Here is a 26410-nt window from a genome sequence, read left to right on the forward strand (position 1 = left end):
AAAACGCCCTCACATCGGAGGGCAAAGAAGATTTCCAACAATCAGAACAAGTCGGCTCCTGTTTAGTTACGAGCGACATTGCTCCGTGTATTCACTCGTTGGAATGAATACACAGTGCAGTGTTTATTCTGTTGTTTGTGCCAAAAATAAAGGCCACCATCAGGCAGCCTTGTTTTTCTGTTTGCCAAGTTCTCTGGCAATCATTGCCGTAGTTCGTATTGCCCATTTATCGACATACTTCCCATCCTCCATTACAGGAAGCATTTCTTCAGGCTTAACCATGCATTCCGATTGCAGTTTGCATCCATTGCATCGCTTGAATTGTCCACACCATTGATTTTTATCAATAGTCGTAGTCATAAGGATAGTCCTGGTATTGTTCCATCACATCCTGAGGATGCTCTTCGAACTCTTCAAATTCTTCTTCCATATATCACCTCAAATAAGTGGTTTGCTGCCTAATTTCATTTTCTGGCGACCAACACAAGTCACACCCATTTCACTGCGTGGCTTGCTGTACCATGTGCGCTGATTCTTGCGCTCAATACGTTGCAGGTTGCTTTCAATCTGTTCGTGGTATTCAGCCAGCACTGTAAGGTCTATCGGATTCAGTGCGCTTTCTACTCGTGATTTCGGTTTGCGATTCAGCGAGAGAATAGGGCGGTTAACTGGTTTTGCGTTTACCCCAACCAACAGGGGATTTGCTGCTTTCCATTGAGCCTGTTTCTCTGCGCGACGTTCGCGGCGGCGTGTTTGTGCATTCATCTGGATTCTCCTGTCAGTTAGCTTTGGTTGTGTGTGGGAGTCGTAGTCCTGAACGAAAACACCTCGCAATGGCACATTGGCAGCTAATCCGGATTCGCACTTCCGGCCAATGCTTCGTTTCGTATCACACACACCAAAGCCTTCTGCTTTGAATGCTGCCCTTCTTCAGGGCTTAATTTTTAAGAGCGTCACCTTCATGGTGGTTAGTACGTCCTGCTGATGGCTAAATAGTACGATTTGTACTTTATCGAGTCAATACAAAATGTTCTAAATATAATTAGTTTTTTATAACGCTTTGTATTTAATGGGTTTATATTTTGGAAAAAGAAAACCCGACGCTAAGGTCGGGTTATTGTTGTGTGTTTTAGAGTTGTGAGGCTGTTAACTAAATGTCTCTTCAGGCCACTGGCTGGCGATAACTTTCCCTACTACGGAACAGCTATCATTGCATGGAATCATTGGATATTGCGGGTTTAGTGGCTGTAGGAACACCTGACCGCTATCCCTGATCAGTTTCTTGAAGGTAAACTCGTCACCACCAAGTCTGGCTATGCAGAAATCACCTGGCTCAACAGCCTGCTCAGGGTCAACGAGAATTAACATCCCGTCAGGAAAGCTTGGCTTGGATCCTGTTGGCGCGGTCATAGAATTACCTTCAACTTCAAGCCAGAACGCACAATCACTGGCTTTTTTGGTTGTGCTGACCCATCTCTCCGCATCACCTTTGGTAAAGGTTCTAAGCTCAGGCGAGAACATCCCGGCCTGAACATGAGAAAAAACAGGGTACTCATATTGTTTTTTAACGGGGGAAGATGAGTATTCGCCAATAGGTGAAAATGTACCGTCGTGGTTGAATGAGACGTTATCAATACCAAGGTATTTAAACACCACACCAATCTCGTCAAGAGATGGATGACGAGATCCGCGCAACCAGTGACCAATTCCACCCTGCGTCATACCAAGCTCTTCAGCTAACTTCTCTTGAGTTATGCCGAGCTCTTTCATTCTGGATCTAGCCAGTTCATACCATTTCATTTTCATACCCTTATTATTACGCTCTGTACTAAAACCATCCATGCACAAGATGTATTTTTTGTTTGCATTCTAAAAGTACATATCGTATTATTGTTTCATGGTTACTATGGAGGGCATATGAGCAACCTACGAAAATATCGAGAGTCACTGAATATCTCTCAAACAACACTTGCTAAGGCAGTTGGATGCACACAGGGAGCTATCGGACATTGGGAATCTGGTCGTCGCTTCCCAGACCTTAAAACATGCCGTGCTCTTGTTGAGTGCCTAAACAAGTTAGGCGCAAAAGTCAGTCTTGATGACGTGTTCCCGCCGGAACACAAAGCCGCTTAAGACATTCCAGCTCTTACACATCCCAGCCCTGAAAAAGGGCATCAAATTAAACCACACCTATGGTGTATGCATTTATTTGCATACCTTCAATCAATTGTTATCTAAGGAAATACTTACATATGCAACTTACAAGTACTCGCAAGAAAGCGAATGCAATTACAAGCAACATCCTGAATCGAATTGCTGTACGTGGTCAGCGAAAGGTTGCCGACGCGTTAGGGATTAATGAATCGCAAATTTCGCGATGGAAAGACAGCTTCATCCCAAAAATGGGAATGCTTCTTGCTGTTCTTGAATGGGGTGTTGAAGACGAGGAGTTGGCGGAACTGGCTAAGCAAGTAGCCAGAATGCTGACAAAAGAAAAAGCCCCGAAGAACGGCGAATTCTTCGAGGCCTGATGTAGAAAGACTGGATCAATCCACAGGAGTAATTATGACAAAACGTCGTAAGAAATACCAGGAAAAAGAAGAGATTCGACACCCTGATTCACCTGAGGGATTAGTGGTAGCCGCAGCAAATAACAGGGCGTTCGCAGAGCGCCTTGTTGGTGTTTACAGACTAGCCAAAGCAGGAGTGAAACATGGGCGTCGTTAAGTTAGCTGATTACAGGCCTCAACTGGAGGTCGTGGAGCATCGCGTGGCAGATACCGAAGATGGTTTCATGCGCGTTGCTAACGAGATTACCGACAGTCTGCTGATGGCTGATTTAACCGTCCGGCAGTTGAAGGTGATGCTCGCTATCATGCGCAAGACATACGGATTCAATAAGCCGATGGATCGACTCACAAACACGCAGATAGCAGCCATGACAGGTATTCATCACACTCATGTTTGCGCTGCCAAGCGCCAGCTTATTGAGCGTAAATTCCTCATTGCTGATGGCGTGAAAATCGGAGTGAACAAGGTGGTTTCTCAGTGGATTAGCCATGACAGCTTAACATTAGCTAAAACAGCTAATAAAACATTAGCTGAGTCGGCTAATGGGTATAAGCCAAGTCAGCTAAACACAAAAGACAATATACAAAAGACAATAAATACAAATACCCCCTTACCCCCTAACGGGGGCGGCGATGGGCAGGTTAAACCTGAACGTCGCAAGGCAGAACGAATCGACTACGAATCCTTCCTGAACGCCTACAACACCGAAGTCGGTGACAGACTGCCACACGCTGTTGCGGTCAACGAGAAACGCAAACGCCGCCTGAAGAAAATCATCCCGCAACTGAAAACGCCAAACGTGGACGGTTTCAGAGCGTATGTCAGGGCGTTTGTGCATCAGGCCAAGCCGTTTTACTTCGGAGACAACGACACGGGCTGGACGGCTGATTTTGATTACCTGCTGAGAGAAGACTCGTTAACGGGAGTTCGGGAAGGGAAGTTTGCAGACAGGGGGATTGCATGAGACAGGATATCGAAGCGAGCGTTATCGGTGGCCTGCTGATTGGTGGATTAACTCCAACCGCCAGCGACGTTCTAGCAACGCTAGAGCCGGAAGCGTTTTCAATTCCGCTCTACCGGAAAGCCTTCGAGGTTATTCGCAAGCAGGCGAGAAACAGAAACCTAATCGATGCGCTGATGGTTGCCGAGGCGTGCGGAGAGGAGCATTTCACGTCAATCCTGATGACCAGTAAAAACTGCCCGAGTGCCGCAAACCTGAAGGGATATGCCGGAATGGTCGCGGATAACTATCACCGCCGTCTGGTGCTGGAAATCATGGATGAAATGCGTGAACCAATCCAAAGCGGAACCATCGACGCATCGAGTCAGGCGATGGATGAACTTGTAAAGCGTCTTTCAGCCATCAGAAAGCCCCGTGACGAGGTTAAACCGGTACGGTTAGGGGAAATCATCACTGACTACACTGACACGCTTGACAGGCGTCTGAGGAACGGAGAAGAGTCAGATACCCTGAAGACCGGAATCGACGAACTTGACGCCATCACCGGAGGGATGAACGCAGAAGACCTGGTGATTATCGCCGCTCGTCCTGGTATGGGTAAAACCGAACTGGCGCTGAAGATTGCCGAAGGCGTTGCAAGCCGCGTTATTCCTGGTTCTGACGTCCGGCGCGGAGTGTTGATTTTCTCGATGGAAATGAGCGCATTGCAGATTGCAGAGCGAAGCATTGCCAACGCCGGGAGGATGTCGGTTAGCGTACTGCGAAATCCTGCATCGATGGATGACGAAGGCTGGGCGCGTGTTGCTAACGGCATGAGTCAGCTTGCAGATTTGGATGTATGGGTAGTCGATGCCTCGCGGTTATCGGTCGAAGAAATTCGCTCAATCGCAGAGCGGCACAAACAGGAAAATCCAAACCTGTCACTCATCATGGCGGATTATCTTGGCCTGATTGAGAAGCCGAAAGCAGACCGCAACGACCTCGCAATTGCTCACATCTCCGGAAGCCTGAAGGCGATGGCGAAAGACCTGAAAACACCGGTTATCTCCCTGAGTCAGCTTTCGCGCGATGTTGAGAAGCGACCAAACAAACGCCCGACAAACGCAGATTTGCGTGATTCAGGAAGCATTGAACAGGACGCAGACTCAATCATCATGCTCTATCGGGAAGCGGTATATGACGAGAACAGTAGCGCCGCGCCATTTGCTGAAATCATCGTGACGAAAAACCGTTTTGGCTCGCTTGGTACGGTTTACCAGCGGTTCTGCAACGGACACTTTGTTGCATGTGACCAGGATGAAGCCAGACAGATTTGCACAGCATCAAATTCACCTGCTGCACGTGGCAGACGATATGCACAAGGGGCTGACGTATGACCATCTACATCACTGAGCTAATAACAGGCCTGCTGGTAATCGCAGGCCTTTTTATTTGGGGGAGAGGGAAGTCATGAAAAAACTAACCTTTGAAATTCGATCTCCAGCACATCAGCAAAACGCTATTCACGCAGTACAGCAAATCCTTCCAGACCCAACCAAACCAATCGTAGTAACCATTCAGGAACGCAACCGCAGCTTAGACCAAAACAGGAAGCTTTGGGCTTGCCTTGGTGACGTCTCTCGTCAGGTTGAATGGCATGGTCGCTGGCTGGATGCAGAAAGCTGGAAGTGTGTGTTTACCGCAGCATTAAAGCAGCAGGATGTTGTTCCTAACCTTGCCGGGAATGGCTTTGTGGTAATAGGCCAGTCAACCAGCAGGATGCGTGTAAGCGAATTTGCGGAGTTATTAGAGCTTATACAGGCATTCGGTGCAGAGCGTGGCGTTAAGTGGTCAGACGAAGCGCGACTGGCTCTGGAGTGGAAAGCAAGATGGGGAGACAAGGCTGCATGATAAATGTCGTTAGTTTCTCCGGTGGCAGGACGTCAGCATATTTGCTCTGGCTAATGGAGCAAAAGCGACAGGCTGGTGAAGACGTGCATTACGTTTTCATGGATACAGGGGCAGAGCACCCTAAAACATATGAGTTCATCCGAAATATCGTCAGTAACTGGAAAATAGACTTACATTGCCTTCGTGTAATACCTAATCCAGAAATGGGGAAGGCCAGTAGTTATGAAGAGATAGGTGTCACTGATATTGGTCCAGATCTTATACCGTGGAAAAGGATGTTGAATAAATACGGACATCCATATATCGGCGGTGCGTTCTGTACCGACAGAATGAAGTCTGTTCCATTCACCAAATATTGTCAGGAAAAGTTTGGGAAAGGAAATTACATCACATGGCTTGGCATTCGCACAGATGAACCAAACAGGCTTAAAAGGGCTAATGGTTTTCGGTACCTGGCTGATATAAGCGATTTTGAAAAACAGGATGTGCTTGATTGGTGGAGTGGGCAGAAGTTTGATCTTGGCATACAGGAGCATCTTGGTAATTGTGTTTTCTGTATAAAAAAAAGTATGCAAAAGGTTGCGCTGGCAGCCATGGATGAGCCAGAACTTGCAGATGCATTTATCAACATCCTTGATACAGAAATAAAAACAGGAAAGGAACCGGTTATGTATCGAGGGAATAATACACTTAAATCACTGATTGCCTTGTTTAGTGATATATCAAGAGATGAGTTAGCCTCAAGAATGACATCAATGCGACAGTATGATTCAGGTTCGTGTTCTGAATCATGTGAAGCATTTTCATGTCAGCTTGGATTTAATTTTGAGGATGCGACATGAGACGACAGCGACGAAGTATCACCGACATAATCTGCGAAAACTGCAATTACCTTCCAACGAAACGCTCCAGAAATAAACGCAAGCCAATCCCAAAAGAATCTGACGTAAAAACCTTCAACTACACGGCTCACCTGTGGGATATCCGGTGGCTAAGACATCGTGCGAGGAAATGACAATGGATTATTCACAGTTAAGTGATTTTGAAATTAACGTGGCGGTATTCGAAGCCATTCATAACGGATCACCGGATTACAAAGAAGGTGAGAATGGCGATATGGTGTTTGTCTCATTTGAGGGAGACATTGTAAACGGAGACGCAGTTGAAGTAGAAGTTGAGCGCGGATCCTTTAACCCATGCGCAAACCCAGCAGACGCATGGCCGATTATCACTGAAAACAACATCAGCATAATTTTAGACAATCCCTCAATGCCGTGCGCCACAGACAACGCAAGGGACTTGTTTGATGATGCCTTACCGAATGTTGGTGTCGCATATGACAATCCACTCCGTGCCGCCATGATTGTCTTTCTCATGATGCGGAGAATCCAATAATGCTTAGCCCATCCCAATCCCTTCAATACCAGAAAGAAAGCGTCGAGCGGGCTTTAACGTGCGTTAACTGCGGTCAGAAGCTGCATGTTCTGGAAGTTTACGTGTGCTCCGATTGCTGCGCAGAACTGATGAGCGATCCGAATAGCTCAATGTACGAGGAAGAAGACGATGGCTAAACCAGCGCGAAGACGATGTAAAAACGATGAATGTCGGGAATGGTTTCACCCTGCATTCGCTAATCAGTGGTGGTGCTCTCCAGAGTGTGGAACCAAGATAGCACTAGAACGACGAAGTAAAGAACGCGAAAAAGCGGAAAAAGCAGCAGAGAAGAAACGACGACGAGAGGAGCAGAAACAGAAAGATAAACTGAAGATTCGAAAACTCGCCTTAAAGCCCCGCAGTTACTGGATTAAACAAGCCCAACAAGCCGTAAACGCCTTCATCAGAGAAAGAGACCGCGACTTACCATGTATCTCGTGCGGAACGCTCACGTCTGCTCAGTGGGATGCCGGACATTACCGGACAACTGCTGCGGCACCTCAACTCCGATTTGATGAACGCAATATTCACAAGCAATGCGTGGTGTGCAACCAGCACAAAAGCGGAAATCTCGTTCCGTATCGCGTCGAACTGATTAACCGAATCGGGCAGGAAGCAGTAGACGAAATCGAATCAAACCATAACCGCCATCGCTGGACTATCGAAGAGTGCAAGGCGATCAAGGCAGAGTACCAACAGAAACTCAAAGACCTGCGAAATAGCAGAAGTGAGGCCGCATGACGTTCTCAGTGAAAACCATTCCAGACATGCTCGTTGAAGCATACGGAAACCAGACAGAAGTAGCACGCAGACTGAAATGTAGTCGCGGTACGGTCAGAAAATACGTTGATGATAAAGACGGGAAAATGCACGCCATCGTCAACGACGTTCTCATGGTTCATCGCGGATGGAGTGAAAGAGATGCGCTATTACGAAAGAATTGATGGCAGCAAATACCGAAATATTTGGGTAATTGGCGATCTGCACGGATGCTACACGAACCTGATGAAAAAACTGGAGACGATAGGATTCGACACCAAAAAAGACCTGCTTATCTCGGTTGGCGATTTGGTTGATCGCGGTACAGAGAACGTCGAATGCCTGGAATTAATCACATTCCCCTGGTTCAGAGCTGTACGTGGAAACCATGAGCAAATGATGATTGATGGCTTATCAGAGCGTGGAAACGTCAATCACTGGCTGCTTAATGGCGGTGGCTGGTTCTTTAATCTCGATTACGACAAAGAAATTCTGGCTAAAGCTCTTGCCCATAAAGCAGGTGAACTTCCGTTAATCATCGAACTGGTGAGCAAAGGTAAAAAATATGTCATCTGCCACGCCGATTATCCTTGTGATAAATACGAGTTTGGAAAGCCAGTTGATCATCAGCAGGTAATCTGGAACCGCGAACGAATCAGCAACTCACAAGACGGGATCGTGAAAGAAATCAAAGGCGCGGACACGTTCATCTTTGGTCATACGCCAGCAGTGAAACCACTCAAGTTTTCCAACCAGATGTATATCGATACCGGCGCAGTGTTCTGCGGAAACCTCACATTGATTCAGGTACAGGGAGAAGGCGCGTGGGCATAAGAGAACTAAACCTCACCAAAGAGCAGCACGAGTGGCTGAATGGCTGGCTTGAACTGTGGGGCGCATGGGTTTATTCAGGTCGTCTGGAAAAGCGCATGAGCAGCGTAATAGCGAAGTTCATGGAGAGCGTAGAGCCGGGAAGAGTTATGACAAGGCCAATGTGCAATGATGATGATGGAATGTTGATTTCTCAGGTCGTCGATTCCGTCATGTGCATTGACAAGAAAGCCTTTGGCATCCTCCTCAGCTACTACGCTCATGGTTCATCTAAGCGAGCAATTGCATCCTACTATCACGCGACTGCAAAGCCACGCAAGATGTGTGGACGTGGTGGCGAGGGATGGAGAAAACCTTCACTGGCAACCTGTAGAAACGAAATTGACGACATCCTGAAAGCGTCGTTATTTGTTTTGTACCAGCCAATGCAAAATGCTTTCAAAATGCGTAAACGTGTTGAGAAAGTTAAGCATGTTGCTGTTAAAAGCCTTGACATGCAATTATCCATTTAGCCATAATTAGAAGGTAAGCTGCCGTTAGTGACTCTTAAGTTGCAACGGTGGCTTTTTTGTTTGCACAACAGGTAAGAGCATTGAACCCGCAGACCTCGCGGAATTGGTGAAAGGTGCCGCGCAGTACTCTTATCGTTGTGGTGAATACGCAGGCTGATGCGTTAATCAGGTGAACGAGACACCCGCCGGTCCGTGATATGGCACACCGTGCCGGTCATATCTGCCGCGGTTAGGTTTACGAGGATTTCGTAAAGCTGGTCTAGGGTGAAGCCGTGAAAGCGGAGGAAGTAAAACGAGGCGTCGGTACACGCCTATCGTCATTAAGTCGGAGTTCAGCACCGACCGCCACAACCCAAACTGAGCCGTAGCCACTGGCTATCCTGAATTCATCAGTGATAGTTACGCTGCGGCCTTCTACACATGATCTTCGTGAAAGCGGGCGGCATGAGGTTGCGCTAACAACCTCCTGCCGTTTTGCCCGTGCATATCGGTCACGAACAAATCTGATTACTAAACACAGTAGCCTGGATTTGTTCTATCAGTAATCGACCTTATTCCTAATTAAATAGAGCAAATCCCCTTATTGGGGGTAAGACATGAAGATGCCAGAAAAACATGACCTGTTAGCCGCCATTCTCGCGGCAAAGGAACAAGGCATCGGGGCAATCCTTGCGTTTGCAATGGCGTACCTTCGCGGCAGATATAATGGCGGTGCGTTTACAAAAACAGTAATCGACGCAACGATGTGCGCCATTATCGCCTGGTTCATTCGTGACCTTCTCGACTTCGCCGGACTAAGTAGCAATCTCGCTTATATAACGAGCGTGTTCATCGGCTACATCGGTACTGACTCGATTGGTTCGCTTATCAAACGCTTCGCTGCTAAAAAAGCCGGAGTAGAAGATGGTGGAAATCAATAATCAACGTAAGGCGTTCCTCGATATGCTGGCGTGGTCAGAGGGGACTGATAACGGACGTCAGAAAACCAGAAATCATGGTTATGACGTCATTGTAGGCGGAGAGCTATTCACTGATTACTCCGATCACCCTCGCAAACTTGTCACGCTAAACCCCAAACTCAAATCAACAGCCGCCGGACGCTACCAGCTTCTTTCCCGTTGGTGGGATGCCTACCGCAAGCAGCTTGGCCTGAAAGACTTCTCTCCGAAAAGCCAGGACGCTGTGGCACTGCAACAGATTAAGGAACGTGGCGCTTTGCCGATGATTGATCGCGGTGATATCCGTCAGGCAATCGACCGTTGCAGCAATATCTGGGCTTCACTGCCTGGCGCTGGTTATGGTCAGTTCGAGCATAAGGCTGACAGCCTGATTGCAAAATTCAAAGAAGCAGGCGGAACGGTCAGAGAGATTGAGGTATGAGCAGAGTAACCGCGATTATCTCCGCTCTGGTTATCTGCATCATCGTCTGCCTGTCATGGGCTGTTAATCATTACCGTGATAACGCCATGACCTACAAAGAGCAGCGCGATAAAGCCACATCCATCATCGCTGATATGCAGAAGCGTCAACGTGATGTAGCAGAACTCGACGCCAGATACACAAAGGAGCTTGCTGATGCTAACGCGACTATCGAAAGCCTCCGTGCTGATGTTTCTGCTGGGCGTAAGCGCCTGCAAGTCGCCGCCACCTGTGCAAAGTCAACGACCGGAGCCAGCGGCATGGGCAATGGAGAAAGCCCAAGACTTACAGCAGATGCTGAACTCAATTATTACCGTCTCAGAAGTGGAATCGACAGGATAACCGCGCAGGTTAACTACCTGCAGGAGTACATCAGGACTCAGTGCCTGAAATAATTTTTTTGCAAATCACAAAGTCCATTTAATGAGCCTCGCGATGCGGGGCTTTTTTATGTCCGCAGTAAACGCGCTTCACACGCGCGACTTATGAACACAGAACCTTTCAGGATGACCCTTGAGGATGCCGGTTTGGTGATCGGTGCCTTTCTGTGGGCCGGAATCCTGTGTGACAAGGTTCATCACTAAAAGGTGAGCACTGATGAAGTACCCAACAGTTATTGTCAATGGTGTGTCCGTTCGTGTTGATGAGGATGGACGCTACAACTTAAACGATCTCCATGCAGCAGCTGTTGCAAATGGAGAGGCTACAGAGCAACAGCGCCCAAGCCAGTTTTTGCGTAGCGCGCAGATAAAACGCTTCATAAAAGCACTGGAGGCCAAAGTGCAAAAAAGCACTTTGGAACAAATTCAACCACTTAAAATAATCAAAGGTGGTGCAGAACCAGGTGTGTGGGGTGTTGAACTTCTGGCAATCAGATATGCAGCATGGATTAAGCCGGAATTTGAAATCGAAGTTTATGAAGTTTTCAAAACGGTTGTCCGTCTCGGCGTTGGCGCAATGTTACGTCTGAATAGAATCGATCACATCATCAATACTGAAACCAAAGCGATAAGCCAGTGCGCAAGCCAAATGGCTAAGTGGGGCGTTGGTGGGCGAAAAAGATTGCTTCATGTTGCACGTGAGAGAGCGGCAAATGAAGTGCAAATGTATTTGCCCGGAATGGTGTGATTTCGCAGGTTAATCCAGTTTTTGCATTACGGCAGTACAGCGAAACAACCCAAGCCAGTAAGTGGGGAAATAACACTGGCAGCCACTGAAAGATGAACCTCCTGCCTTATGGCAAAAAAGATTCTTTGTGGTGGCGGACTGATGGAAAGACATCCTAATCAAGCAACCACTCCACAGGGTCATAATTATGAACGACCAGCAAATCGAAAAAGAAATCGTTGAGAAAGGCAAAACGGCACCGCGAATCACTCCGCAGCACATCGAAGACGTGATTAAAAGCGAGCATTACTTTACTGCTTATGATGGACGTAATGGTGCCATCTCCAGCAACGAATATTGTGGCAGGGAAAAACCAGAAGAAGGCGATCGTGATTTATCACCATTGAAGTTGCTCACTTTCTGCGTACTGGTGCTGAAGAATGGCTTCACCGTCACCGGAGAGAGTGCCTGTGCAAGCCCGGAAAACTTTGATGCAGAAATTGGTCGGAAGATTGCCCGGCAAAATGCTGTAAACAAAATCTGGATGCTCGAAGGTTACTTGCTGAAGCAGAAGCTAAGCGAACAGTAGTTATTACAAAAGCCATTCCCTACAGAGTGGCTTTGATAATGGCTTATACCCTACACGGGATAACTTAACTAATATCCCTTTTAACGGATAAACGGAGCCAACAATGGCAGAGATTATTCCCATGACTGAAGAACAGAAATTCCAGTTAGAGATTTACAAACTGGTCATGAACCAGAACGCAGCTGCAGAGGAAGCATTTCAGTTCATTGGCACTGACGAACTGAAGCTTGAGCTATTCAAAATTCACTTCCAGTCAGGCGGCGCTAATTCGGATATCACGACCCGCACTATCGAAGCGGTGCGTAAATCGAAGGAAGCGTTAGACCTGTTCACCACCGGAGCATGATGTGAGCCGCGTAATCAATTTGGGTAAGGAGAAGAAATTCCCAATTACTCAAGAGCTATACGAGCGGCTGGAAAGCGTCATCCATGATTACGATGGTGAAATCAGTTTATGCGAGGCGATTGGCACACTCGAATTGCTGAAGCAGTCACTGATTGAAGGCGCGAAAGAGTCCTCAGCCTGAAATAACAACTAAGTGAGATGAATATGGCAGCACCAAAGGGCAACCGATTTTGGGAGGCCCGCAGTAGTCATGGGCGAAATCCTAAATTCGAATCGCCTGAGGCGCTGTGGGCTGCTTGTTGTGAATACTTCGAGTGGGCTGATGATAACCCGCTATGGGAGGGTAAGGTATTTTCATATCAGGGAGAAATAATTAAGGCTAATGTCCCTAAGATGCGAGCCATGACTATTTCAGGATTGTGTACCTTCCTTGATATCACCAGGCAAACATGGGGAACCTTCCGGTCAATGGAAGGTTTTTCTGACGTCACATCACGAGCGGAAGACATCATCTACGACCAGAAATTCTCTGGCGCAGCCGCTGACCTTCTCAACGCTAACATCATCGCCCGTGATTTGGGCCTCAAAGAGCAGTCGCAAGTTGAAGACGTGACACCTGATAAGGGAGATCGCGATAAGCGACGCTCTCGTATCAAGGAGCTATTCAACCGTGGAACTGGACGCGATTCTTGATAACTTGAGCGACGAAGAGCAAATCGAGTTGCTCGAGCTACTCGAAGAAGAAGAGAACTACCGGAACACACACCTGCTATATGAATTTACGCCATACAGCAAACAGCGTGAGTTCATCGACGCCGGTCATGACTATCCAGAGCGCTGTTTTATGGCTGGTAACCAGCTTGGTAAGTCATTTACTGGCGCTGCTGAAGTCGCGTTTCACCTTACCGGGCGTTATCCGGGCACAAAAGGCTATCCTGCTGATGGTAAATATGGCGGTGAGTGGAAAGGTAAGCGTTTCTATGAGCCTGTTGTCTTCTGGATTGGTGGCGAGACAAACGAGACGGTAACCAAAACGACTCAACGCATCCTGTGCGGTCGTATTGAAGAGAATGATGAGCCGGGCTACGGTTCAATACCGAAAGAGGACATCATTAGCTGGAAGAAGTCTCCTTTCTTTCCGAACCTTGTTGATCACCTTCTGGTTAAGCATCACACGGCTGATGGCGTTGAAGATGGCATTTCAATCTGCTACTTCAAACCATACTCGCAAGGCCGTGCTCGCTGGCAGGGTGACACAATCCACGGCGTGTGGTTTGACGAAGAGCCACCATACAGCATTTATGGCGAAGGTCTTACCCGTACCAACAAATACGGTCAATTCTCAATTCTGACGTTTACCCCGCTGATGGGGATGTCTGACGTTGTTACCAAGTTCCTGAAGAATCCCAGCAAGTCGCAGAAAGTGGTCAACATGACCATCTACGACGCTGAGCACTACACAGACGAACAGAAAGAGCAAATCATCGCATCTTATCCTGAGCATGAGAGAGAGGCGCGTGCTCGCGGTATTCCTACGATGGGTAGTGGTCGAATCTTCCAGATACCGGAAGAGACTATTAAGTGTCAGCCGTTCGAGTGTCCTGATCACTTCTACGTGATTGGCGGGATGGATTTCGGATGGGATCACCCGCAGGCGCAGGTTCAGCTTTGGTGGGATAAGGACGCAGACACAATCTACGTTTCACGCGTGTGGAAGGCGAAAGAAAAAACAGCCGTTCAGGCGTGGGGAGCTGTTAAACCATGGGCGCATAAAGTGCCAACCGCATGGCCTCATGACGGAAACCAGCACGAGAAGGGCGGCGGTGAGCAGCTCAAAGGGCAGTATGCGGACGCTGGATTTATGATGTTGCAGGAGCATGCGACATGGCCTGATGGCGGTAACGCTGTTGAGCCTGGCATCACTGAATTGCGAGACATGATGCTCGACGGTCGCTTCAAAGTATTCAACACCTGTGAGCCATTCTTTGAGGAGTTCCGCCTCTATCACCGTGATGAAAACGGGAAAATCGTCAAGCTTAACGACGACGTGCTATCCGCCGTTCGCTATGCATACATGATGCGCCGCTTCGCAAAAATGATGCGCGACATCAAAAAGCCAAAAGAGAAAAAGATACCAGCCCCAATCAGGCCCATCGCACGGAGAACTTAAATGGCCGACGAAAACAGACTCAATTCCATTCTGTGTAAGTTTGACGCAGACTGGATGGCGAGCGATGAAGCCAGAACCGAGGCGACAAATGACCTGTATTTTAGCCGAGTGTCGCAATGGGATGACTGGCTATCAAACTACACCACCCTGCAATATCGCGGACAATTCGATGTTGTCCGCCCGGTGGTCAGGAAGTTGGTCGCAGAGATGCGCCGGAACCCTATCGACGTTCTCTTCCGACCAAAAGACGGTGCTAATCCTGATGCAGCCGATGTGTTGATGGGGATGTATCGTACTGATATGCGCCATAACACGGCAAAAATTGCCGTTAACGTTGGCGTTCGTGAGCAGATAGAGTCCGGCGTTGGTGCATGGCGTCTGGTCACGCAGTACGAAGACAACGATCCAACAAGCAACAATCAGGTAATTCGACGCCTGCCAATTCATGAAGCCTGCTCACACGTCATATGGGACGCCAACAGCAAGCAGATGGATAAGAGCGACGCTAAGCACTGCACGGTGATTAACGCCTTGTCGCGCAATGGCTGGAAAGAGTTCGCAGAGGATTACGGTATTGATCCGGACACCTTGCCATCTTTCCAGACTCCGAACGATACATGGCTGTTTCCGTGGGTATCGAATGATGTCGTCTACGTCGCTGAGTATTACGAGGTCGAAGAGAAGAAAGAGAAAGTCTTCATCTACCGCGACCCGCTGACAGGTGAGCCGGTAAGCTATTACCAGCAGGATATCAAAGACGTCATCGACGACCTGGCTAATCGTGGATTCATTAAGGTAGCAGAGCGCAAGGTGAAGCGTCGGCGTGTGTATAAGTCGATCATCACCTGTACGCAGATACTGAAAGACCGCGAGAAGATAGCCGGAGAGCATATTCCAATCGTTCCAGTGTATGGTGAATGGTCATTCGCTGGTGACAAGGAGTGCTACGAAGGAGTGGTAAGGCTGACGAAAGACGGTCAACGCCTTCGTAACATGATCATGTCGTTCAACGCCGATATTGTTGCTCGTTCACCGAAGAAGAAACCGACCTTCTTCCCTGAGCAAATCGAAGGCTACGAATACATGTACGGTGGAAATGATGACTATCCGTACTATCTGCAGAACAGGACCGATGAAAACGGTAACGACCTGCCGATTGGTCCAATCTCCTACATGGAAAACCCTGAAGTGCCGCAAGCCAACGCTTACATGCTTGAGGCAGCCACCAACGCAGTGAAAGAGGTGGCTAGTCTTGGCGTGGATGCGCAGGCGGCAAATGGTCAGGTCGCTTTCGATACCGTCAATCAACTGAACATGCGGGCAGACCTTGAGACATACGTGTTTCAGGATAACCTGGCTACCGCAATGCGACGTGATGGCGAGATTTATGCCTCAATGGTCAACGATATTTATGACGTTCCTCGCCATGTAACGCTGACTCTTGAAGACGGAAGCGAGAAAGACGTTCAACTCTACGCGCAAGTTGTAGATTACCAGTCCGGCAATGTGGTCACACTCAACGACATTCGCGGTCGCTATGAGTGCTATACAGACGTTGGACCATCCTTCCAGAGCATGAAGGAACAGAACCGCGCAGAGATTCAGGAGTTACTCACCAAGGTTCCGCAAGGTACTCCAGAGTTCCAGATGCTGATGCTGCAATACTTCACGCTGCTTGACGGTAAAGGCGTTGAGATGATGCGAGAGTACGCGAACAAGCAACTGGTGATGATGGGGCTGAAGAAACCAGAAACACCTGAAGAGATGGAGATGGTACAGCAGGCACAACAACAGCCGCAGCAGCCATCAGCAGAGCAAATTCAGGCGCAGGGTATCCTTCTGCAAGGTCAGGCTGAATTGCTCAAGGCAGAGAACCAACAGGCGCAGATTCAGGTTGAAGCTGCCAAGGTTGAAGCCCAAAACCAACTCAACGCCGCGAAGATTGCAGAAATCTTCAACAATATGGACCTCGACAAGCAGGCAGAACTGCGTGAGTACCTCAAGCTCGTAGGTCAATTCCAGCAACAGCGCAGCAAAGATGCTCGTGCTAACGCTGAGCTGCTTCTTAAAGATGCAGACCAGACTCATTCACAACGCATGGATTTCGCGAATCTTATGCGTCAAGTTCAAATCCCCTCCGGCGGAGTAGCCGAGACACCTCAATAAGAGAGAGTTAATCATGGACCAAACCACCGACATTCAGGCTTCTGAAGAATTAACCCTGCCCGGCAATCATGCAGCGGCATCTGCTGATGGCTTAGTTGTCGATAATGCCAACGACAACGCAGGTCAGGAAGAAGGCTTCGAGATTGTCCTGAAAGACGATGAGAAACCAAAACAAGACCCGGCAACTAATGCTGAATTTGCCCGTCGCCGCATCGAACGCAAACGCCAGCGTGAGCTTGAGCAGCAGATGGAAGCGGTTAAGCGTGGAGAATTGCCGGAGCACCTGCGGGTGAACCCTGAGTTACCAAAACAACCAGACCCTAACGATTATCTTTCCGAAGATGCACTGGCTAAGTACGACTATGACCAGAGCCGCGCACTGGCTGCCTTCCAGCAGGCAAATAGTGAATGGCAGATCAAGGCTATGGACGCACGAAGCCAGGCTGTCGCCGAGCAGGGTCGCAAAACTCAGGAGTTCACCCAGCAATCAGCGCAATACGTCGAGGCAGCCCGTAAGCACTACGACGCAGCGGAAAAGCTCAATATCCCTGACTATCAGGAGAAAGAGGATGCATTCATGCAACTGGTGCCGCCAGCAGTCGGTGCCGACATCATGCGCCTCTTCCCGGAGAAATCCGCTGCTCTCATGTATCACCTTGGTGCTAATCCTGAGAAAACACGCCAGTTGCTGGCGATGGACGGGCAATCCGCGCTGATTGAACTCACTCGACTGTCAGAACGTTTAACTCTCAAGCCTCGAGCCAAACCTGTTTCAGAAGCCCCGCTACCTGATGAACCCATTCAGGGACACGCTGTTGCTGCAAATATATCTGCGATTGAAAAGCAGATGGAAGCGGCAGCAAACAAAGGGGATGTAGAGACATACCGCAAGCTCAAGGCGCAACTGAATAAAGGAATTCGATAATGGCATTAAATGAAGGTCAACTGGTCACGTATGCTCTGGATGAAATCATCGAAACCGTCCAGAACCTGACGCCAATGGCGTCCAAAGTGACAAAATACACCCCTCCGGCAGAATCCATGCAGCGTTCAAGCAACACCGTGTGGATGCCTGTTGAGCAGGAAGCGCCAACCCAGACTGGCTGGGATTTAACTGGCAACGCAACCGGGATTCTGGAACTCTCCGTGAAGTGCAACATGGGCGATCCGGATAACGATTTCTTCGAGCTTCGTGCAGATGACCTGCGTGATGAGCGTTCTTACCGTCGCCGCATCCAGGCATCCGCCAAAAAACTGGCGAATAACATTGAGTCAGCAATTGCCAAACAGGCAACCGAAATGGGCTCACTTGTTGTTCACGATACCCGCGCAATTGGTCCATCTACTGGCCTGTCTGGCTGGGATTTTGTGTCTGATGCAGAGCGCCTGATGTTCTCCCGTGAGCTAAACCGCGATATGGGCATCAGTTACTTCCTGAACCCTGACGATTACCGCAAAGCAGGCCGCAACCTGGTAGATGGTGACATCTTCGGTCGCGTTCATGAAGAAGCGTATCGCAACGGTACTATTCAGCGTCAGATTGCTGGCTTTGATGAAATTCTTCGCTCACCGAAACTTCCGGCAGTTACCAAGTCAACCGCTACTGGTGTAACTGTTTCTGGTGCGCAGAAGTTTAAGCCGCAGGCATACACTCTTGATACCGATGGTAACAAAGAGAACGTCGACAACCGTGTTGCAACGGTGACCGTATCCTCCACCACCGGATTTAAGCGCGGCGACAAAATCAGTTTCACTGGTGTGAAATTCCTGTCTCAGATGGCGAAGAACGTGCTGACTGATGATGCTACTTTCTCAATCACCCGTGTGATCGATGGTACTCACATCGAAATCACGCCGAAGCCGATTGCACTGGATGACGCGTCACTGACAAAAGAAGAGAAGGCTTACGCTAACGTAAACACCTCTCTTGCTGATACCACTACGGTAAACGTTCTGAATGTGGCAACAACCACCGCTAACGTGTTCTGGGCTGATGACTCAATCCGTCTGCTGTCTCAGCCGATCCCGGTAACCCATGAGCTGTTTGCTGGCATGAAAACGTCTTCCTTCAGCATTCCTGGTATTGGTGTTAACGGCATCTTCGCAACGCAGGGTGATATCAACACTCTGTCTGGTAAGTGCCGTATTGCTGTGTGGTATTCAGCATGTGCTGTACGACCAGAGGCAATTGGTGTTGGTCTGCCTAACCAGACTGCGTGATAACCAGAGGGAGCTTCGGCTCCCTTTTTTATCTGGAGACAAGCATGACACACATGATCTTTCGTCATGGCGACATGAAGAAGTGGAAAGGCGTTGGCTACGACTTTGAAATCGTGAAAGCCGAAGAGCTTCAGGAATATCTGGATGCTGGTTGGTTTTCACATCCTGATGACCTTTTGAAGGATGTTGCAGAGCCAGAAGAAAAACAGCGTAAAAAGCCCGATCGAAAACCTAAGGCGGCAGCAGATGAACCTGACAACGAAGGGTGATTTAGTTCTTGCGGCATTACGTAAGCTCGGTGTGGCATCAAATGCCACGTTAACCGATGTCGAACCGCAGTCTATGGAAGACGGGGTCAACGACCTTGAAATGATGATGGCTGAATGGCTTGGCGGTGATGTGTCACCTGGTATCAACGTTGGCTACATTTTTGCTGATGCAGATGTCGCTCCGGATCCGGGCGATGAGCACGGTTTATCAAATAACGCTATCAATGCCGTCATTTTCAACCTTGCCTGCCGCATTGCTCCTGATTATGCGCTGGAAGCGTCAGCAAAACTTATAACCACTGCCAGATACGGGAAAGAGCGACTCGTCAAACTGTCTGCAATGGACAGAGCAAAAGCCGCTAAATGTAAGTCCGGTTATCCAAACCGTATGCCTGTTGGCAGTGGAAACCAGTTGGCGAAGTGGAACGGTTGGAATTACTTCCACCGAAAGGAACCTTGCGATAATGGGAGCGAATAATGCCGATTCAGCAACTTCCGCTTATGAAAGGTGTCGGCAAAGACTTTAGAAACGCTGACTATATCGACTATCTACCAGTGAATATGTTGGCTACACCCAAAGAAATCCTCAACAGCAGCGGATATCTTCGCTCATTCCCGGGCATTGCCAAACGTTCTGATGTGAACGGCGTATCGCGAGGCGTCGAGCACAACATGGCGCAGAATGCTGTTTATCGCGTGTGTGGTGGCAAGCTGTATAAGGGCGAAAGCGAGGTTGGTGATGTTGCCGGAAGTGGTCGCGTATCAATGGCGCATGGTCGAACATCACAGGCGGTAGGCGTTAATGGTCAACTGGTCGAGTATCGCTATGATGGCACGGTTAAAACCGTCTCAAACTGGCCTACAGACAGCGGATTCACACAGTACGAGTTAGGTTCAGTTCGCGACATTACGCGCTTACGTGGGCGTTATGCGTGGTCAAAAGACGGAACTGATTCATGGTTTATCACTGACCTTGAAGACGAATCGCATCCTGACCGATACAGCGCACAATATCGTGCAGAGTCGCAGCCTGACGGCATCATCGGCATAGGTACATGGCGAGACTTCATAGTCTGCTTTGGTTCGTCGACGATTGAATATTTCTCCCTGACTGGTGCAACCACTGTTGGTGCTGCTTTGTATGTCGCACAGCCATCACTGATGGTGCAGAAAGGCATTGCCGGGACTTACTGTAAAACGCCATTCGCTGATTCTTATGCGTTCATCAGCAATCCGGCAACGGGTGCGCCGTCTGTATACATCATCGGCTCCGGTCAGGTGTCACCTATCGCCAGCGCGAGCATTGAGAAAATACTCCGCTCCTACACTGCTGATGAACTGGCTGATGGCGTGATGGAATCGTTGCGGTTTGATGCGCATGAGTTGCTGATTATCCACCTTCCGCGCCACGTCCTCGTGTACGACGCATCTTCAAGCGCCAATGGTCCGCAATGGTGTGTACTGAAAACTGGCCTGTATGACGATGTGTACCGCGCTATCGACTTCATTTACGAAGGCAATCAGATAACGTGCGGCGATAAGCTGGAGTCCGTGACCGGGAAATTGCAATTCGACATCAGCAGCCAGTACGACAAGCAACAGGAACACCTGCTGTTTACTCCACTGTTCAAAGCGGATAACGCCAGAGTGTTCGACCTTGAGGTTGAATCGTCAACTGGCGTTGCGCAGTATGCTGACCGCCTTTTTCTCTCTGCAACCACTGACGGCATCAATTACGGGCGTGAGCAGATGATTGAGCAGAATGAACCGTTCGTTTACGACAAACGCGTTTTGTGGAAGCGAGTAGGGCGCATCAGGAAAAATGTCGGCTTCAAATTGCGCGTTATCACGAAGTCACCTGTCACTCTGTCTGGCTGCCAGATAAGGATTGAGTAATGGCGGATTCGAATCTCAATGTGCCGGTAATCATTCAGGCTACACGACTCGACACATCAGTACTTCCACGCAATATCTTCTCGCAGTCGTATCTGCTTTACGTTATCGCACAGGGTACTGATGTTGGTAATGTGGCGAACAAGGCCAACGAGGCCGGACAGGGCGCTTATGACGCACAAGTCAGGAACGATGAGCAGGATGTGATTCTCGCTGACCATGAGCAGCGAATTTCTGCTGCGGAAGCAACGCTTGTTAATCATGAGGAGCGAATCAGCCAGGCAGAATCAACTCTTCAGGACCATGAAACGCGAATCGCTCAGAATGAAAGCGATATTGCGTCGCTTGATACCAGAGTTCAGTCGCTGGAGTCGCAGGTTTCAGACCATGAAACGCGCATTGATGCTCTGGAGTATGCCACTACTCGCAAAAAGTCAGAGGTTGTTTACTCTGGCGTATCTGTAACCATCCCGACAGCGCCGACCAACCTTGTTAGCCTGCTGAAAACGCTCATGCCGTCATCCGGCACGTTGGCACCATTCTTCGACACCGTTAACAACAAGATGGTTGTGTTCAACGAGAACAAAACCTTGTTCTTCAAGCTGTCGATCGTCGGGACGTGGCCCAGCGGAACCGCCAACAGGTCAATGCAGCTAACCTTTTCCGGCTCTGTTCCTGACACGTTGGTCAGCAGTCGTAATGCGGCGACAACAACCGACAACATCCTGTTAGCTACGTTCTTCAGCGTGGATAAAGACGGCTTTCTTGCCACAAATGGCAGTACGTTAACCATTCAGTCAAATGGGGCGGCGTTTACTGCCACAACCATCAAGATAATCGCGGAGCAGTGATGATTCAGTTCAAACCAACGCGAAACATCGACCTGATCGAAGCAGTAGGAAATCACCCTGACATTATCGCCGGGAGCAACAACGGTGATGGATACGACTACAAACCTGATTGCCGTTACTTTGAGGTGAACGTGCACGGGCAGTTCGGCGGCATTGTTTACTATCAGGAGATTCAGCCGCTGACATTCGATTGCCACGCCATGTACCTGCTAGAGGTTCGCGGCTTCAGCAAGGAAATCGGGCTGGCGTTCTGGCGATACATTCTGACTAACACCACCGTTCAGTGCGTCACATCGTTCGCTGCACGCAAATTCCGCCACGGTCAGATGTATTGCGCGATGATTGGCCTTAAGCGTGTAGGAACCATCAAGAAATACTTCAAAGGCGTGGATGACGTGACGTTTTACAGCGCCACACGCGAAGAACTAATCGACTTCCTGAATCACGGGAGATAGCCATGTTATATGCATTTAAGCTGGGCAGAAAACTGCGCGGCGAGGAACCTTATTGCCCTGAAAAAGGCGGGAAAGGTGGCAGTTCTGATAAAAGCGCAAAGTATGCAGCAGAAGCTCAGAAGTATGCTGCAGACCTGCAAAATCAGCAGTTCAACACCATCATGAACAACCTGAAGCCGTTTACTCCTCTGGCTGATAAGTATGTCGGCAGCCTCGAGAACTTATCGTCTCTGGAAGGGCAAGGTCAGGCGCTTAACCAGTATTACAACTCTCAGCAGTATAAAGACCTTGCAGGTCAGGCTCGCTATCAGAGTCTGGCGGCAGCGGAAGCAACAGGTGGATTGGGTTCCACTGCAACCGGTAATCAGTTAGCAACAATCGCACCAACGCTTGGTCAGCAGTGGCTGTCTGGTCAGATGAACAACTACCAGAATCTGGCAAACGTTGGGCTTGGTGCTCTGCAAGGTCAGGCAAACGCAGGGCAGACATATGCCAACAACATGAGTCAGATTTCGCAGCAAAGTGCGGCTCTTGCAGCGGCAAATGCCAACAGACCATCAGCAATGCAATCTGCTATTGGTGGAGGTGCGTCTGGTGCTATTGCTGGGGCCGGACTTGCGAAATTAATTGGTTCATCAACTCCGTGGGGGGCTGCGATCGGCGGCGGTCTTGGTCTGCTTGGCTCGTTGTTTTAAGGGGTAATCAATGGCTACGTGGCAACAAGGTATTAATTCTGGTGGTTTTCTGGCTGGCATCGGTACGCAAAATGAGAATGCGCCAAAGGCAAGCGACATTAACGCAACGCTTGGTCTGATCCGCGAAAACAATGAACTGGCTCGCTCAGGTGCAAATAACGTTGGCCTGACCGCGTTACGTGGTCTGGCTGGAGTTGCTGATATTTACAATCAGGAACAGCAACAGAAAGCTATTAGTGCGTTCAATAAGGTTCACGCTGATGCATGGGCTTCTGGTGATCCATCGGGACTATTTAAGTTTGCCAAGGAAAATCCAGCGTTTGTTGCACAGGCACAACAGGCGTTTTCCGGTCTTAATGAGCAGCAACGCAACGATATGGGCGATTTAGCCATGAGGGCTAACGTCGCTCTTTCTCAGGGACCGGAAGCCTACAGTAAATTCATTACTGACAACAAGGACAGGTTGAATCGTGTAGGTGCGAATGCTGACTGGATGATTCAGACAGGTATTCAGAATCCAGAGCAGCTATCACACATGCTGACTACCATGTCTCTCGGTGCGCTTGGACCAGAAAAGGCGTTTGCTGTTCAGGATAAGATGGCTGGTCGTGAAATTGACCGAGGCAGGCTGGCAGAGACAATCCGCAGCAATCAGGCTGGCGAGGCACTTCAGGCGAGAGGGCAAAACCTTTCCTATCAGTCAGCAATGACTGGGCACAATATCGCAGCACAACGCTTGGCTCTGGATCAGCAAGAGTTCGGGTTTAAGATGCAGCAAGCGCAGGAAAAGGCTCAGCAGTTGATTAGCGAAGCACCTAAGCTGTCAGTAAACATGGAAAAAGGCATCGAGACGGCTGTAAACAATGCTACAGCATCATCAAACTCAGCCAATTCTATGAGTGCGCTTGCTCAACAGTTCAGAGCAGAAAAACCAACGACAGGTTTGTTCGGTAACGCACAGAACATGTTCGCAAAACTTACCGGAAGCGATACAACATTGCGTGATTTGCGCATTCGCCAAAATGCCCTTGTTAACAGTCAGGTCCTTAAATTCCTACCTCCCGGCCCAGCAACGGATAAAGACGTTGAGATCGTTCGACAGGGTGCGCCAACTGACATGGATAACCCTGAGACGGTCGCAAGATGGCTTGATGCAATGGCAAACCTTGAGCGACGAAACGCGCAGTTTAATGAGTTTAAAGCCGAGTGGATGAGCGCGAATGGCAACCCTGGACAATCGCGTAATGGCGGTCAGATATTGGGGTTGGATGTTAAAAAAGGTGAATCATTGGGGAGTGCCGTTAAGCGGTATATGTCAATGAATACTGACGCAGCGCCAGCACAAGATTCGACACCTTCAGGAGAACCACGGAATCAGGTTGGATCATATACCTCAAAATCAGGCATTCAATTTATGGTGGAATGATGAAAGTAACTGCAAACGGTAAGACATTTACCTTTCCTGATGGTACGAGCACCGAAGATATTGGCACCGCCATTGATGAGTATTTTGCTGGTCAGGCTGTTCAGCAACAAACAGTTAATCAGGACAATAATGCACCAACACGGGAAGAACCATCATTGATGCAACAAGCTGGCGATTGGCTCACTGGTGGTCAAAGTGCAGGGCAAATTGCAGAACAGGCTGGTCGTGGTCTGGTAAACATACCATTTGACGTATTGCAGGGTGGCGCAAGTCTGATTAATGCAATCAGTCAGGGGCTTGGTGGGCCAAAAGTTTTGGATGATGTTTATCGTCCAGTAGATAAACCGACAGACCCATACGCACAAGCCGGTGAAACAATTGGTGGGTATTTAGTTCCAGGAGTTGGAACGGCAGGAAGCATGGCTATTGGATCGCTGGCAGAGGCCGCAAATCAGAAAGGCGATTTCGCACAAAATGCAGCTAAAAATGCCGGAGTTAACCTTGCCGCTCAGGGTGTTCTTTCCGCAGCAGCAAAGGGAATAGGGCGTGGAATAACGGCTATAAAAGGTGATATTGCGCCAGAAGTGGCGAAGAAAATTGCCACATCAGAATCGATGGGCGTGACACCAATGACATCTGATGTTATCCCGCCGAAAAATGCTTTCACTCGCGGCCTTACTCAGGATGCCGAGGGGGCTTTGCTCGGGACGGGCTCAAAGCGAGCAGAGCAATATGCAACGCGTAGTAAGCTGGTAAGCAATTATTTTGACCGTTTTGGTGAGTACAACCCTGATGATGTGGTGAAATCTCTGACCACCACGTTAAGGGGGCGGAAGGATGCTGCTGGCGCTGTTATCAATGACGTCACCAATAAAATGGGTAATGCCGCAGTTGATACTACAAATACCATGAATGCTCTGAATACAGCGATCGCAAGACAGGAACGGCTTGGGACTTCAGCCAATCAAAGCCTGCTTACATCCTTGCGTAACCTGCGTGAAGAATTAGCAAACCCTGCAACTGATTTGGATGTTACGTTTGATCTCTTGCGTCAGCACAGAACAGCATTTAGATCTAATGTTCAGGGAGATGCTATGGTCTTCCCCAACCAGGCAAAAGCAGCTACCAATATGGTAGAGAATGCAATGTCAAAAGACCTTCGTAACGCAGTTGCAAAAAACCTCGGTGCGTCAGACGCAGCAAAATACCTTAAAGCAAATTCCGATTATGCAAACGTTTATAATAAGGTGCTTAATAAAAACATTGCTAACAAGCTCAACAAGGCAAGCAGTGAAGCCAGTCCTGAACTTATAAATACTGTTGTATTAAGCAGAAAACCATCTGACGTGAAACGAATCTGGAGCGCATTGGATGATAAAGGGAAAGATGCTATGCGTGCAGCTTACGTCAGCAAAATAGCGGAAAAGGCCGGTGACTCTCCAGCCAAGTTCATCACTGAAGTTAATAAGCTGAAATCTCAGTCAGGCGGTGAGATTTACAACACTATTTTTTCTGGAAAGCACATGAAAGAGCTTGATTCTCTTCATGAAGTTCTACAGCAAACAGCAAGGTCAGACACCGCAAATGTAGTAACTCAGACGGGGCAATCGCAAGCCAACCGGATAAGGACGATTGGCGCAACTGCGACTCTTGGCGTATCAATGGGGCTTGAGGCTGGCTTTGGTGCAATGATGCGTTTGTATGAGTCTAAAGCAGCAAGAAACATGCTTCTCCGCCTTGCAAACGTCAAGCCTGGAACTCCGGCATATGAGCGAGCGTTAAATCAGGCTGCTAACGCCGTTCGCCCTCTCCTAACTAACGAAGCTACCAGGCAGTAGAAATGAAC

Annotated in this window: 37 protein-coding genes; 34 read left to right on the forward strand and 3 right to left on the reverse strand. The window is 48.8% G+C overall.

What is annotated here, in order from left to right:
• Nucleotides 1-159 precede the first annotated feature (159 nt).
• From ACJHYD_RS03125 to ACJHYD_RS03135, 3 genes are all read right to left on the reverse strand, one after another.
• Nucleotides 160-360 carry an antirestriction Ral family protein gene (locus ACJHYD_RS03125; protein WP_097178730.1) on the reverse strand — a complete coding sequence of 67 codons (201 nt, stop codon included), beginning with the start codon at nucleotides 358-360 and terminating at the stop codon, nucleotides 160-162.
• 78 nt (nucleotides 361-438) lie between these two features.
• Complete coding sequence (locus tag ACJHYD_RS03130; RefSeq protein WP_410228800.1) at nucleotides 439-765, reverse strand: antitermination protein N; 327 nt, start codon at nucleotides 763-765, stop codon at nucleotides 439-441.
• Between the two features lie 381 nt (nucleotides 766-1146).
• Nucleotides 1147-1842 carry a LexA family protein gene (locus ACJHYD_RS03135; protein WP_272469307.1) on the reverse strand — a complete coding sequence of 232 codons (696 nt, stop codon included), beginning with the start codon at nucleotides 1840-1842 and terminating at the stop codon, nucleotides 1147-1149.
• 75 nt (nucleotides 1843-1917) lie between these two features.
• Between ACJHYD_RS03135 and ACJHYD_RS03140 the strand changes: the two genes are divergently transcribed.
• From ACJHYD_RS03140 to ACJHYD_RS03305, 34 genes are all read left to right on the forward strand, one after another.
• Nucleotides 1918-2133, forward strand: a complete 216-nt coding sequence (locus tag ACJHYD_RS03140) for a helix-turn-helix transcriptional regulator (RefSeq protein ID WP_000067728.1) — start codon at nucleotides 1918-1920, stop codon at nucleotides 2131-2133.
• A 119-nt stretch (nucleotides 2134-2252) separates the two neighbouring features.
• Entirely contained in the window at nucleotides 2253-2531 is a 279-nt protein-coding gene (locus tag ACJHYD_RS03145) for a lambda phage CII family protein (protein ID WP_001177654.1), read from the forward strand.
• Nucleotides 2532-2565: 34 nt separating this feature from the next.
• A complete protein-coding gene (locus tag ACJHYD_RS03150) occupies nucleotides 2566-2727 on the forward strand; it encodes a hypothetical protein (protein ID WP_000166961.1) in 162 nt (53 codons plus the stop codon).
• Nucleotides 2714-3535, forward strand: coding sequence for a replication protein (locus ACJHYD_RS03155; protein ID WP_124038849.1), 822 nt, complete (start codon nucleotides 2714-2716; stop codon nucleotides 3533-3535). The genes ACJHYD_RS03150 and ACJHYD_RS03155 overlap by 14 nt, the downstream gene beginning before the upstream one ends.
• Entirely contained in the window at nucleotides 3532-4908 is a 1377-nt protein-coding gene (locus tag ACJHYD_RS03160) for a replicative DNA helicase (RefSeq protein ID WP_191650411.1), read from the forward strand. Before ACJHYD_RS03155 ends, ACJHYD_RS03160 begins: the two co-directional genes overlap by 4 nt.
• 73 nt (nucleotides 4909-4981) lie before the next feature.
• Nucleotides 4982-5422, forward strand: coding sequence for a recombination protein NinB (locus ACJHYD_RS03165; protein ID WP_410228801.1), 441 nt, complete (start codon nucleotides 4982-4984; stop codon nucleotides 5420-5422).
• Nucleotides 5419-6264 (forward strand): phosphoadenosine phosphosulfate reductase family protein, encoded by an 846-nt coding sequence (locus ACJHYD_RS03170; RefSeq protein ID WP_410228802.1) that lies wholly within the window; start codon nucleotides 5419-5421, stop codon nucleotides 6262-6264. Before ACJHYD_RS03165 ends, ACJHYD_RS03170 begins: the two co-directional genes overlap by 4 nt.
• Nucleotides 6261-6437, forward strand: a complete 177-nt coding sequence (locus tag ACJHYD_RS03175; protein WP_080182530.1) for a NinE family protein — start codon at nucleotides 6261-6263, stop codon at nucleotides 6435-6437. Before ACJHYD_RS03170 ends, ACJHYD_RS03175 begins: the two co-directional genes overlap by 4 nt.
• A gap of 2 nt (nucleotides 6438-6439) precedes the next feature.
• Complete coding sequence (locus tag ACJHYD_RS03180) at nucleotides 6440-6817, forward strand: phage protein NinX family protein (RefSeq protein ID WP_000386659.1); 378 nt, start codon at nucleotides 6440-6442, stop codon at nucleotides 6815-6817.
• A complete protein-coding gene (locus tag ACJHYD_RS03185) occupies nucleotides 6817-6993 on the forward strand; it encodes a protein NinF (RefSeq protein WP_089615020.1) in 177 nt (58 codons plus the stop codon). Before ACJHYD_RS03180 ends, ACJHYD_RS03185 begins: the two co-directional genes overlap by 1 nt.
• Nucleotides 6986-7597: a recombination protein NinG gene (locus tag ACJHYD_RS03190; protein WP_001108032.1), complete on the forward strand. Its 612-nt coding sequence runs from the start codon at nucleotides 6986-6988 to the stop codon at nucleotides 7595-7597. Before ACJHYD_RS03185 ends, ACJHYD_RS03190 begins: the two co-directional genes overlap by 8 nt.
• The gene (locus ACJHYD_RS03195; RefSeq protein ID WP_000144614.1) at nucleotides 7594-7800 is read left to right on the forward strand and encodes a phage NinH family protein; all 207 of its coding nucleotides are present in this window, start codon (nucleotides 7594-7596) and stop codon (nucleotides 7798-7800) included. The genes ACJHYD_RS03190 and ACJHYD_RS03195 overlap by 4 nt, the downstream gene beginning before the upstream one ends.
• Entirely contained in the window at nucleotides 7778-8449 is a 672-nt protein-coding gene (locus tag ACJHYD_RS03200) for a serine/threonine protein phosphatase (protein ID WP_085455938.1), read from the forward strand. The genes ACJHYD_RS03195 and ACJHYD_RS03200 overlap by 23 nt, the downstream gene beginning before the upstream one ends.
• Nucleotides 8440-8958 carry an antiterminator Q family protein gene (locus tag ACJHYD_RS03205; protein WP_000512805.1) on the forward strand — a complete coding sequence of 173 codons (519 nt, stop codon included), beginning with the start codon at nucleotides 8440-8442 and terminating at the stop codon, nucleotides 8956-8958. Before ACJHYD_RS03200 ends, ACJHYD_RS03205 begins: the two co-directional genes overlap by 10 nt.
• Before the next feature lie 596 nt (nucleotides 8959-9554).
• Nucleotides 9555-9878 (forward strand): phage holin, lambda family, encoded by a 324-nt coding sequence (locus tag ACJHYD_RS03210; RefSeq protein ID WP_000783734.1) that lies wholly within the window; start codon nucleotides 9555-9557, stop codon nucleotides 9876-9878.
• Nucleotides 9862-10338: a glycoside hydrolase family protein gene (locus ACJHYD_RS03215; protein ID WP_000229392.1), complete on the forward strand. Its 477-nt coding sequence runs from the start codon at nucleotides 9862-9864 to the stop codon at nucleotides 10336-10338. Before ACJHYD_RS03210 ends, ACJHYD_RS03215 begins: the two co-directional genes overlap by 17 nt.
• Nucleotides 10335-10772 (forward strand): lysis protein, encoded by a 438-nt coding sequence (locus tag ACJHYD_RS03220; RefSeq protein ID WP_247759975.1) that lies wholly within the window; start codon nucleotides 10335-10337, stop codon nucleotides 10770-10772. Before ACJHYD_RS03215 ends, ACJHYD_RS03220 begins: the two co-directional genes overlap by 4 nt.
• Nucleotides 10773-10974: 202 nt before the next feature.
• A complete protein-coding gene (locus ACJHYD_RS03225) occupies nucleotides 10975-11505 on the forward strand; it encodes a KilA-N domain-containing protein (RefSeq protein ID WP_410228803.1) in 531 nt (176 codons plus the stop codon).
• Between the two features lie 187 nt (nucleotides 11506-11692).
• Entirely contained in the window at nucleotides 11693-12073 is a 381-nt protein-coding gene (locus ACJHYD_RS03230; RefSeq protein ID WP_000999674.1) for a Gp49 family protein, read from the forward strand.
• A gap of 103 nt (nucleotides 12074-12176) precedes the next feature.
• On the forward strand, nucleotides 12177-12419 hold the full coding sequence (locus ACJHYD_RS03235; protein ID WP_000807788.1) for a DUF2560 family protein: 243 nt from the start codon (nucleotides 12177-12179) through the stop codon (nucleotides 12417-12419).
• A 1-nt stretch (nucleotide 12420) separates the two neighbouring features.
• Entirely contained in the window at nucleotides 12421-12600 is a 180-nt protein-coding gene (locus ACJHYD_RS03240; protein ID WP_000091987.1) for a hypothetical protein, read from the forward strand.
• Between the two features lie 23 nt (nucleotides 12601-12623).
• Nucleotides 12624-13112, forward strand: a complete 489-nt coding sequence (locus tag ACJHYD_RS03245) for a DNA-packaging protein (RefSeq protein WP_000729920.1) — start codon at nucleotides 12624-12626, stop codon at nucleotides 13110-13112.
• Complete coding sequence (locus ACJHYD_RS03250; protein WP_023277064.1) at nucleotides 13090-14589, forward strand: terminase large subunit domain-containing protein; 1500 nt, start codon at nucleotides 13090-13092, stop codon at nucleotides 14587-14589. Before ACJHYD_RS03245 ends, ACJHYD_RS03250 begins: the two co-directional genes overlap by 23 nt.
• Complete coding sequence (locus ACJHYD_RS03255) at nucleotides 14590-16755, forward strand: portal protein (protein ID WP_410228804.1); 2166 nt, start codon at nucleotides 14590-14592, stop codon at nucleotides 16753-16755.
• Nucleotides 16756-16768: 13 nt separating this feature from the next.
• Nucleotides 16769-17680, forward strand: a complete 912-nt coding sequence (locus tag ACJHYD_RS03260) for a scaffold protein (RefSeq protein ID WP_000373006.1) — start codon at nucleotides 16769-16771, stop codon at nucleotides 17678-17680.
• Nucleotides 17680-18975, forward strand: a complete 1296-nt coding sequence (locus ACJHYD_RS03265; protein WP_410228805.1) for a P22 phage major capsid protein family protein — start codon at nucleotides 17680-17682, stop codon at nucleotides 18973-18975. The genes ACJHYD_RS03260 and ACJHYD_RS03265 overlap by 1 nt, the downstream gene beginning before the upstream one ends.
• Before the next feature lie 44 nt (nucleotides 18976-19019).
• On the forward strand, nucleotides 19020-19244 hold the full coding sequence (locus ACJHYD_RS03270; protein WP_410228806.1) for a hypothetical protein: 225 nt from the start codon (nucleotides 19020-19022) through the stop codon (nucleotides 19242-19244).
• Complete coding sequence (locus tag ACJHYD_RS03275; RefSeq protein ID WP_021514122.1) at nucleotides 19222-19722, forward strand: packaged DNA stabilization gp4 family protein; 501 nt, start codon at nucleotides 19222-19224, stop codon at nucleotides 19720-19722. Before ACJHYD_RS03270 ends, ACJHYD_RS03275 begins: the two co-directional genes overlap by 23 nt.
• The gene (locus ACJHYD_RS03280; protein WP_001122370.1) at nucleotides 19722-21140 is read left to right on the forward strand and encodes a packaged DNA stabilization protein gp10; all 1419 of its coding nucleotides are present in this window, start codon (nucleotides 19722-19724) and stop codon (nucleotides 21138-21140) included. The genes ACJHYD_RS03275 and ACJHYD_RS03280 overlap by 1 nt, the downstream gene beginning before the upstream one ends.
• Nucleotides 21140-21988, forward strand: coding sequence for a tail needle knob protein (locus tag ACJHYD_RS03285; protein WP_072652737.1), 849 nt, complete (start codon nucleotides 21140-21142; stop codon nucleotides 21986-21988). Before ACJHYD_RS03280 ends, ACJHYD_RS03285 begins: the two co-directional genes overlap by 1 nt.
• Nucleotides 21988-22443 (forward strand): DUF2824 family protein, encoded by a 456-nt coding sequence (locus ACJHYD_RS03290; RefSeq protein ID WP_410228807.1) that lies wholly within the window; start codon nucleotides 21988-21990, stop codon nucleotides 22441-22443. Before ACJHYD_RS03285 ends, ACJHYD_RS03290 begins: the two co-directional genes overlap by 1 nt.
• Before the next feature lie 2 nt (nucleotides 22444-22445).
• Complete coding sequence (locus tag ACJHYD_RS03295) at nucleotides 22446-23138, forward strand: hypothetical protein (protein WP_024236257.1); 693 nt, start codon at nucleotides 22446-22448, stop codon at nucleotides 23136-23138.
• Nucleotides 23139-23148: 10 nt separating this feature from the next.
• Entirely contained in the window at nucleotides 23149-24564 is a 1416-nt protein-coding gene (locus tag ACJHYD_RS03300) for a DNA transfer protein (protein WP_263889974.1), read from the forward strand.
• Nucleotides 24564-26402: a hypothetical protein gene (locus ACJHYD_RS03305; protein WP_049038079.1), complete on the forward strand. Its 1839-nt coding sequence runs from the start codon at nucleotides 24564-24566 to the stop codon at nucleotides 26400-26402. The genes ACJHYD_RS03300 and ACJHYD_RS03305 overlap by 1 nt, the downstream gene beginning before the upstream one ends.
• Nucleotides 26403-26410: the final 8 nt, after the last annotated feature.

The sequence above is a fragment of the Escherichia sp. WS1368 genome (assembly GCF_046487485.1).
In the GTDB taxonomy this organism is placed as follows: domain Bacteria; phylum Pseudomonadota; class Gammaproteobacteria; order Enterobacterales; family Enterobacteriaceae; genus Escherichia; species Escherichia coli.

What these genes read in the sequence shown, in the direction of transcription:
- ACJHYD_RS03125 (WP_097178730.1), bottom strand. Translation starts at nt 360, where the DNA reads ATGACTACGACTATTGATAAAAATCAATGGTGTGGACAATTCAAGCGA.
- ACJHYD_RS03130 (WP_410228800.1), bottom strand. Translation starts at nt 765, where the DNA reads ATGAATGCACAAACACGCCGCCGCGAACGTCGCGCAGAGAAACAGGCT.
- ACJHYD_RS03135 (WP_272469307.1), bottom strand. Translation starts at nt 1,842, where the DNA reads ATGGATGGTTTTAGTACAGAGCGTAATAATAAGGGTATGAAAATGAAA.
- ACJHYD_RS03140 (WP_000067728.1), top strand. Translation starts at nt 1,918, where the DNA reads ATGAGCAACCTACGAAAATATCGAGAGTCACTGAATATCTCTCAAACA.
- ACJHYD_RS03145 (WP_001177654.1), top strand. Translation starts at nt 2,253, where the DNA reads ATGCAACTTACAAGTACTCGCAAGAAAGCGAATGCAATTACAAGCAAC.
- ACJHYD_RS03150 (WP_000166961.1), top strand. Translation starts at nt 2,566, where the DNA reads ATGACAAAACGTCGTAAGAAATACCAGGAAAAAGAAGAGATTCGACAC.
- ACJHYD_RS03155 (WP_124038849.1), top strand. Translation starts at nt 2,714, where the DNA reads ATGGGCGTCGTTAAGTTAGCTGATTACAGGCCTCAACTGGAGGTCGTG.
- ACJHYD_RS03160 (WP_191650411.1), top strand. Translation starts at nt 3,532, where the DNA reads ATGAGACAGGATATCGAAGCGAGCGTTATCGGTGGCCTGCTGATTGGT.
- ACJHYD_RS03165 (WP_410228801.1), top strand. Translation starts at nt 4,982, where the DNA reads ATGAAAAAACTAACCTTTGAAATTCGATCTCCAGCACATCAGCAAAAC.
- ACJHYD_RS03170 (WP_410228802.1), top strand. Translation starts at nt 5,419, where the DNA reads ATGATAAATGTCGTTAGTTTCTCCGGTGGCAGGACGTCAGCATATTTG.
- ACJHYD_RS03175 (WP_080182530.1), top strand. Translation starts at nt 6,261, where the DNA reads ATGAGACGACAGCGACGAAGTATCACCGACATAATCTGCGAAAACTGC.
- ACJHYD_RS03180 (WP_000386659.1), top strand. Translation starts at nt 6,440, where the DNA reads ATGGATTATTCACAGTTAAGTGATTTTGAAATTAACGTGGCGGTATTC.
- ACJHYD_RS03185 (WP_089615020.1), top strand. Translation starts at nt 6,817, where the DNA reads ATGCTTAGCCCATCCCAATCCCTTCAATACCAGAAAGAAAGCGTCGAG.
- ACJHYD_RS03190 (WP_001108032.1), top strand. Translation starts at nt 6,986, where the DNA reads ATGGCTAAACCAGCGCGAAGACGATGTAAAAACGATGAATGTCGGGAA.
- ACJHYD_RS03195 (WP_000144614.1), top strand. Translation starts at nt 7,594, where the DNA reads ATGACGTTCTCAGTGAAAACCATTCCAGACATGCTCGTTGAAGCATAC.
- ACJHYD_RS03200 (WP_085455938.1), top strand. Translation starts at nt 7,778, where the DNA reads ATGCGCTATTACGAAAGAATTGATGGCAGCAAATACCGAAATATTTGG.
- ACJHYD_RS03210 (WP_000783734.1), top strand. Translation starts at nt 9,555, where the DNA reads ATGAAGATGCCAGAAAAACATGACCTGTTAGCCGCCATTCTCGCGGCA.
- ACJHYD_RS03215 (WP_000229392.1), top strand. Translation starts at nt 9,862, where the DNA reads ATGGTGGAAATCAATAATCAACGTAAGGCGTTCCTCGATATGCTGGCG.
- ACJHYD_RS03220 (WP_247759975.1), top strand. Translation starts at nt 10,335, where the DNA reads ATGAGCAGAGTAACCGCGATTATCTCCGCTCTGGTTATCTGCATCATC.
- ACJHYD_RS03225 (WP_410228803.1), top strand. Translation starts at nt 10,975, where the DNA reads ATGAAGTACCCAACAGTTATTGTCAATGGTGTGTCCGTTCGTGTTGAT.
- ACJHYD_RS03230 (WP_000999674.1), top strand. Translation starts at nt 11,693, where the DNA reads ATGAACGACCAGCAAATCGAAAAAGAAATCGTTGAGAAAGGCAAAACG.
- ACJHYD_RS03235 (WP_000807788.1), top strand. Translation starts at nt 12,177, where the DNA reads ATGGCAGAGATTATTCCCATGACTGAAGAACAGAAATTCCAGTTAGAG.
- ACJHYD_RS03245 (WP_000729920.1), top strand. Translation starts at nt 12,624, where the DNA reads ATGGCAGCACCAAAGGGCAACCGATTTTGGGAGGCCCGCAGTAGTCAT.
- ACJHYD_RS03255 (WP_410228804.1), top strand. Translation starts at nt 14,590, where the DNA reads ATGGCCGACGAAAACAGACTCAATTCCATTCTGTGTAAGTTTGACGCA.
- ACJHYD_RS03260 (WP_000373006.1), top strand. Translation starts at nt 16,769, where the DNA reads ATGGACCAAACCACCGACATTCAGGCTTCTGAAGAATTAACCCTGCCC.
- ACJHYD_RS03265 (WP_410228805.1), top strand. Translation starts at nt 17,680, where the DNA reads ATGGCATTAAATGAAGGTCAACTGGTCACGTATGCTCTGGATGAAATC.
- ACJHYD_RS03270 (WP_410228806.1), top strand. Translation starts at nt 19,020, where the DNA reads ATGACACACATGATCTTTCGTCATGGCGACATGAAGAAGTGGAAAGGC.
- ACJHYD_RS03275 (WP_021514122.1), top strand. Translation starts at nt 19,222, where the DNA reads ATGAACCTGACAACGAAGGGTGATTTAGTTCTTGCGGCATTACGTAAG.
- ACJHYD_RS03280 (WP_001122370.1), top strand. Translation starts at nt 19,722, where the DNA reads ATGCCGATTCAGCAACTTCCGCTTATGAAAGGTGTCGGCAAAGACTTT.
- ACJHYD_RS03285 (WP_072652737.1), top strand. Translation starts at nt 21,140, where the DNA reads ATGGCGGATTCGAATCTCAATGTGCCGGTAATCATTCAGGCTACACGA.
- ACJHYD_RS03290 (WP_410228807.1), top strand. Translation starts at nt 21,988, where the DNA reads ATGATTCAGTTCAAACCAACGCGAAACATCGACCTGATCGAAGCAGTA.
- ACJHYD_RS03295 (WP_024236257.1), top strand. Translation starts at nt 22,446, where the DNA reads ATGTTATATGCATTTAAGCTGGGCAGAAAACTGCGCGGCGAGGAACCT.
- ACJHYD_RS03300 (WP_263889974.1), top strand. Translation starts at nt 23,149, where the DNA reads ATGGCTACGTGGCAACAAGGTATTAATTCTGGTGGTTTTCTGGCTGGC.
- ACJHYD_RS03305 (WP_049038079.1), top strand. Translation starts at nt 24,564, where the DNA reads ATGAAAGTAACTGCAAACGGTAAGACATTTACCTTTCCTGATGGTACG.